At 39.6% G+C, this 5,560-nt stretch carries 7 protein-coding genes; 3 read left to right on the forward strand and 4 right to left on the reverse strand.

Annotated features, from left to right (window positions below):
- Both FTV12_RS16040 and FTV12_RS16045 read right to left on the reverse strand, forming a co-directional pair.
- On the reverse strand, positions 1-708 hold a 708-nt coding region (locus FTV12_RS16040; protein WP_180034328.1), incomplete at its 3' end, for an ANT(3'')-II family aminoglycoside nucleotidyltransferase.
- A gap of 3 nt (positions 709-711) precedes the next feature.
- A complete protein-coding gene (locus tag FTV12_RS16045) occupies positions 712-987 on the reverse strand; it encodes a hypothetical protein (protein ID WP_004919011.1) in 276 nt (91 codons plus the stop codon).
- A 209-nt stretch (positions 988-1,196) separates the two neighbouring features.
- On the opposite strand from FTV12_RS16045, the gene mobQ reads away from it, so the two are divergent.
- The 3 genes from mobQ to FTV12_RS16060 all read left to right on the forward strand — a co-directional run bounded on the left by mobQ (position 1,197) and on the right by FTV12_RS16060 (position 4,404).
- Positions 1,197-2,615, forward strand: coding sequence for a MobQ family relaxase (gene mobQ, locus FTV12_RS16050; protein ID WP_065996350.1), 1,419 nt, complete (start codon positions 1,197-1,199; stop codon positions 2,613-2,615).
- Between the two features lie 601 nt (positions 2,616-3,216).
- Positions 3,217-4,155 (forward strand): replication initiation protein RepM, encoded by a 939-nt coding sequence (repM, locus tag FTV12_RS16055; RefSeq protein WP_065996348.1) that lies wholly within the window; start codon positions 3,217-3,219, stop codon positions 4,153-4,155.
- A gap of 15 nt (positions 4,156-4,170) precedes the next feature.
- Positions 4,171-4,404 carry a hypothetical protein gene (locus FTV12_RS16060; RefSeq protein WP_065996352.1) on the forward strand — a complete coding sequence of 78 codons (234 nt, stop codon included), beginning with the start codon at positions 4,171-4,173 and terminating at the stop codon, positions 4,402-4,404.
- A 21-nt stretch (positions 4,405-4,425) separates the two neighbouring features.
- Here FTV12_RS16060 and trbL read toward each other — a convergent pair whose 3' ends face one another.
- On the reverse strand, positions 4,426-5,331 hold the full coding sequence (gene trbL / locus FTV12_RS16065; RefSeq protein ID WP_204832353.1) for a P-type conjugative transfer protein TrbL: 906 nt from the start codon (positions 5,329-5,331) through the stop codon (positions 4,426-4,428).
- A 21-nt stretch (positions 5,332-5,352) separates the two neighbouring features.
- Positions 5,353-5,560 (reverse strand): aminoglycoside adenylyltransferase domain-containing protein (locus FTV12_RS16070; protein ID WP_180034329.1); only part of this gene is annotated, 208 nt, incomplete at its 5' end.

Here is a 5,560-nt window from a genome sequence, read left to right on the forward strand (position 1 = left end):
ATGCTCCTCTTGCCAATTTTGTTTGCCGATTTCCCCTCTATATTCCTGTATAAGTCGCTGCAATACGAATTTCTGCTCATCAGAAAGCTGAGACATAACCCATCGTGCAGCATTGTCTTTTGAAGCAATATCCTTCATCACTAAACTAAAATAGATCCGGCATAAAGCTAAAATCTGGTTTCTTTCATCTGCATCCTCATCCCAATGCGCTACAATTTCGGGATAAGTGTCAGACATTGCTTGCCATAGTTCTTGATCAGAAATTTCAGGTGCCCATTGGTTTAAAGCTGGCCCAAATAAAACTGTATGATGAGATCTCGCTTTTCTAAGCAATATACTAATATCTGGGTCTTTCTGTGAGCTCAATATTCCACCTTCTTTAAGCTCTTCACGCAGCCATTCACCAAATTGCATTTCATAACTTAAAGGATAAATTCCAGACTGAATCTCATCTTTTAATAAAATAGTAACTTCTAATGGCCTTTGTAATTCCCCAACAGGCTGTGAAATTTTTAGTAATTCTTGTGCAAGCTGCTCACGTAAAGCAGAAGTTAATGGTTGAGTGACCACGACCAGTACATCAAGATCACTTTCTGGCCCTAAACCACCGTCAACAGCTGAACCATAAAGATAAATTGCAAATAATGATTCCGCTAAAAGCTGCTGTAATTTTTCTTGTAGATATTCTAACTGAATTAAATCAGGCATCACTCACTCCTTTAATGGAAGATTAAATAATTCTCTATCTCGATTTTCGGTTAAGTATTTATCGAGTTGAGCCATTAACTTTTCATGAGCAACAGTGTCATTTTCGACGATTTTTAACATACAAGAGCCGATTAAAATCTTACGTCTTGTATCATTCTTTCGTTCTAACTCTTTTTGCTTAGAACGTTCACGAGCTACAGCAGCTTGTTTTTGAGCTTTTAACTGTTTTAACCGCTCTTGTTGCTTAGAAATTTGTTGTTCCAATGACTCAATTTTCATCTTTAACATACCTTTCAAATAGAGGAAATCCCCCTAAATCATAAGCGCACTTGAACATTGCTTTCAAGTTGCTATATGATTGTTGTGGGTTTTCCCGAAGGGCGCACTTTCCCAAACTAAAGTTTGGAGTGCGTAAGGGGACACCCCTTAACCCCGAAAAAAAATTTTCAATTTTTTTTTAAAAACACTTGTCAATGGGACTTTACATCGTGGCTATTTTTCACTTTTCAGTAAAAAATATTAGTCGATCAGATGGTCGAAGTGCTGTTGCGTGTGCTGCATATAGATCAGGGGAAAAATTGAAAGATGAACGCTATGGAAAAGAGCAGGATTACACGAAGAAAACAGGCATAGAATTTAAAAATATCTATGCGCCTGAAAACACCAAAAAAGAATTATTAGATCGGGAAACGCTTTGGAATACGGTCGAAACCATTGAAACTAGAAAAAACTCTCAATTATCAAGAGAATTTGAAGTTGCATTTCCTTGTGAATTAAACCAAGAACAACGAGAGAAGATGCTCAATGAGCTATGCGGAAAAATTGTAGAACGTCATAAGGTCGTTGTTGATGCAGTCATTCATGCCCCACATACCGCAGGCGGAAGTGATGACCGCAACTATCACGCCCACATCATGCTCACTACACGCAGCATTAACCAACAAGGCGACCTTGATAAAAAAACGAGAGAATTTAACGACAACGGCAAACAAGAAGTCGAACACTGGAGACAACAGTTTGCGGAACTCTGCAATCAATTTCTTGAACAGGTTGGCAGCCATGAGCGTGTCGATCACCGCAGCTACAAAGAGCAAGGTTTAGATTTAGAAGCCACACAGCATGAGGGTTCTACAATTACCCAACTTCGCAGACAGGGCAAGGACACTGAAATCAGTTTAAGTAACGATGCGATTAAGGCTAGAAATACAGAACGCCAATTAATTAAAGGACTTGAGCAAGAAATTTTAGCCACAGAACGCCTTGTTCATGACTTGGAACAGACCAGGGAAAATTTAGACCAGGAACAACGCCAAAAAGAAAAAGACCAGGAACAACGTTCCCCTGAAGAATTAACCAAAATTGCATATAGCGTTATTTCGCAATATAACGACGCTATAGCCACAGAAGCGAAAAACATAGCGTCATCTATCCAAAAAACAGAAATCGAGCAAATAAACGCTGTTTTGGAGCAAATAGAGCTATCTAAAAGCGATATTAAACACCAAAAAGAAGAACTAGGAAAAAGACCCCTGTTTTTTGGCGGAAAATGGGATACAGCAAATGCTGAAATTCAGAAGCAGTTGAACCAGCTGGAAGAACAAGAACGAGAATTGAGGAATAACTCCCCTCGATTTGAGCCTGAACGCTATACAGATCGGGCAAAACTGACTGTAAACAAGGCTAATCCAAACCTAAAAGCTAAATATGACCGAGCAAGAAATTATCTTGAGCGAGAACAACAACGGAAGTTAGCCGAACAGGAAAAACGAAAACAAGAAGCCAAAGCCATACAAGAACAAGAAAAACAGGCATTTTTTGCACGTAAAGCCTTGCGTGAACAAGGTAAGCATGAAGAAGCCAACAAGATGCTTGAAGCCGAAAAGCGGAATAGACCACGTTCAAGATAGGTATATCTATGGTGCAAAATATATGATTTTGCACCATAGATATACCTATTCTTTTTGGTGTTTATTAAAATTATCTAAACAATACATGGTTTTACAGAGCGAGTGTCTACGAGCGAACTAGCAATATTCGACCCTCGACCCTCTGAAAAACCGCTTTTAAATGACTTGAACCCTAGAAAATCTATATTTTCATGTTGAAATCTGCACCTAGACCGAGCGAAGCGAGCATAAAGCCTTATGAGCGAAGCGAATTCATAGTTGCTTTTGCTTTTAGATTTCACAAACAGGATTAACCGAAAAATTGCCCCTCGAAGCGAGCTTGCGAGCTTCAATAAAGTACGAGCTTTAGCGAGTACATAGGGCAATTTTGACCCCTCCCCTCTTTTTTAATTTTTTTATTTTTTTTAATTTTTAGGGTGACTGAAATCCTTATATAGCAATGGTTTCAGACTTTATATAGCAACGTTTATCTTGCAATATAGCAACGTTTATCTTGCAATATAGCAACGTTTATCTTGCAATATAGCAACGTTTATCTTGCATATTACAACATTGTTATATAATGTTGCTATAACAACAAAATTCGAATAAGTTGCTATGTATGAAAAAAGACCTAGTCGTTAAGGATAATGCGCTGATCAATGCCAGTTATAATTTAGACCTTGCAGAACAACGCCTAATCCTTTTAGCAATACTGGAGGCGAGGGAGTCTAATATCCCTAGTGACCGTGATTTAACTATCCATGCAGAAAGCTACATTAACCATTTCAATGTCCATAGAAACACCGCCTACAAAGTCTTAAAGGATGCTTGCAAAAACTTGTTTGAGCGTCGCTTTAGTTACCAAAAATTAACGGCTAAAGGCAATCTTGAGAATGTTATGAGCCGATGGGTACAGCGTGTGTCCTATGTTGAAAATGAAGCCCTTGTCCGTATCAGGTTTTCAGATGATGTTGTGCCACTGATCACCAACCTAGAGAAGCATTTCACCAGTTATGAACTGGAGCAGGTAAGTAGCCTAACGAGTGCCTATGCCATACGTTTATATGAACTACTAATTGCATGGCGTAGCACTGGGAAAGTATCAATGCTTGAAACTAAGGAATTGAGGTCAAGACTTGGTGTATTGGACACAGAGCATCAACGGATGGAATCGTTTAAAAGACGAGTATTAGAGCCTGCTATTCAACAAATTAACGACCATACCGACATTAAGGCAGAATACGAGCAACATAAGCGAGGACGTTCAATCATTGGGTTTTCATTCAGCTTTAAACAGAAATCCAAGCCTAAAACAATCAACCATGAACGAGATCCAAGCACGGTTGATATGTTCTGCAACTTGTCAGACAGTCAGATAAATACTTATAGCTCAGTATTGTCTAAAGTCCACAGTATCAGCGACCTAGCAGGGAATAAGGACTATCAAGCATTTGCAATATGGATTGCCAATATTTTACGTGACCCGTCCAGTGTGCGAGAAGAAACGGCAAAACGCATATTCAAGGCATTGCGAACAGAAACAGATTTTAAAGGTTAAATGGGAGTATTACTAATGACTGATTTATCAAAACTAAGTGAAACCGAGCTATTAGCTATCTGGAATAAAGATAATTTTGGACTGAAAGGTCAACTATACAAACTAGAACAAGAGTACATCGAAGCCAAAGAAATATTGGATAACTGGCAGAATAAAGACCACCCACTTTATGAACGTCATCAAAGTTGTGTGGATGGTCTTATTACAAGGATTGAGCGTATAAAACAACAACTAAACAAATGCGAATAATCAGAAAAAATCTGTCTCGCCCTATGAGATAGTGTTTTCATCCTGATTGCTTTTAGATCGTTTTGACCGTAGCTCGTTTGCTTTATTCATCATCGAGCCAGCCATACGTCCACCAGTCGTAGAACCACTTAAACGACTACCAAGGTCACTTTTTAAAGCAGAACTCATATTCATGGCCATATTACCAGCCATAAAACCAGCTTTACCCATTGCACTCGATGGGCCTGTGCCAGTTGCTTGAGCCGTTTTAAGCTGTTCACTTGCCAACGCTCCAGCGCCTTTTGTAGCCATAGACGCACCAGCTGCACCAGCAGCAGCGCCAGCTGTCGCAGCAGCCACAGCACGTAGGGCAGAAGTTAAAGCAGCACCACTTCCAATAGATGAACCGTTAATCACACCTTGGAGCATATCAGGCACAATTTTGGTTAATGCCAGCAGTACCACACTACAGCCAATCATACCGACCAAACTTACATTGTCTTCAACATTAAAGCCCGTAGCCCACTCTTGGATAAAAGTAAGTCCAAGACCTGCAATCAATTGTAAGATAAATATTTTTGCACCGACTGAAACAGCATATTGAATAGTTTTCAAGGCATAGTCTTTCGTCCATTGCGAACCTGCAAACCCCATCATTAAGACACTAGCTGACACCACGATATACATTTCAACCAACGCCAAAACCAAGAACGCACAAATCAAGGCAAATGCAATCATGATAATGATTGAAGCAATCAGCATCCCCAATGAATCAATAGGCGACCAAGCACTTACCGAGTTTAAAATCTCTTGGACGATCTTCCAGCCGTTCACAAAAAAATCTGAGGGTGTAAGCAGACTGTAGCCACTGGCGGTAGATGCAGCCTGCCTGAAGCTATTTACAATCGCTTCAGCGAACGTTGCTGAGTTCATCAAAAGCCATGACATAAAGCCAGAATCAAAAAATTATTATGTGATCAGATTTCTTTTCTGCTCAAACTGCTCTTCAATTTTTGAACTCAAAAAATTGACAATAGGCTGCAAAGCATAATGCTCCTCTTGCCAATTTTGTTTGCCGATTTCCCCTCTATATTCCTGTATAAGTCGCTGCAATACGAATTTCTGCTCATCAGAAAGCTGAGACATAACCCATCGTGCAGCATTGTCTTTTGAAGCA

This window comes from Acinetobacter sp. YH12233, from assembly GCF_013417725.1.
Lineage (GTDB): Bacteria > Pseudomonadota > Gammaproteobacteria > Pseudomonadales > Moraxellaceae > Acinetobacter.

Excerpts from the sequence above, each read along its gene's own strand:
- FTV12_RS16045 (WP_004919011.1), bottom strand. The coding sequence starts at position 987 with ATGAAAATTGAGTCATTGGAACAACAAATTTCTAAGCAACAAGAGCGG.
- repM (WP_065996348.1), top strand. The coding sequence starts at position 3,217 with ATGAAAAAAGACCTAGTCGTTAAGGATAATGCGCTGATCAATGCCAGT.
- FTV12_RS16060 (WP_065996352.1), top strand. The coding sequence starts at position 4,171 with ATGACTGATTTATCAAAACTAAGTGAAACCGAGCTATTAGCTATCTGG.
- trbL (WP_204832353.1), bottom strand. The coding sequence starts at position 5,331 with ATGTCATGGCTTTTGATGAACTCAGCAACGTTCGCTGAAGCGATTGTA.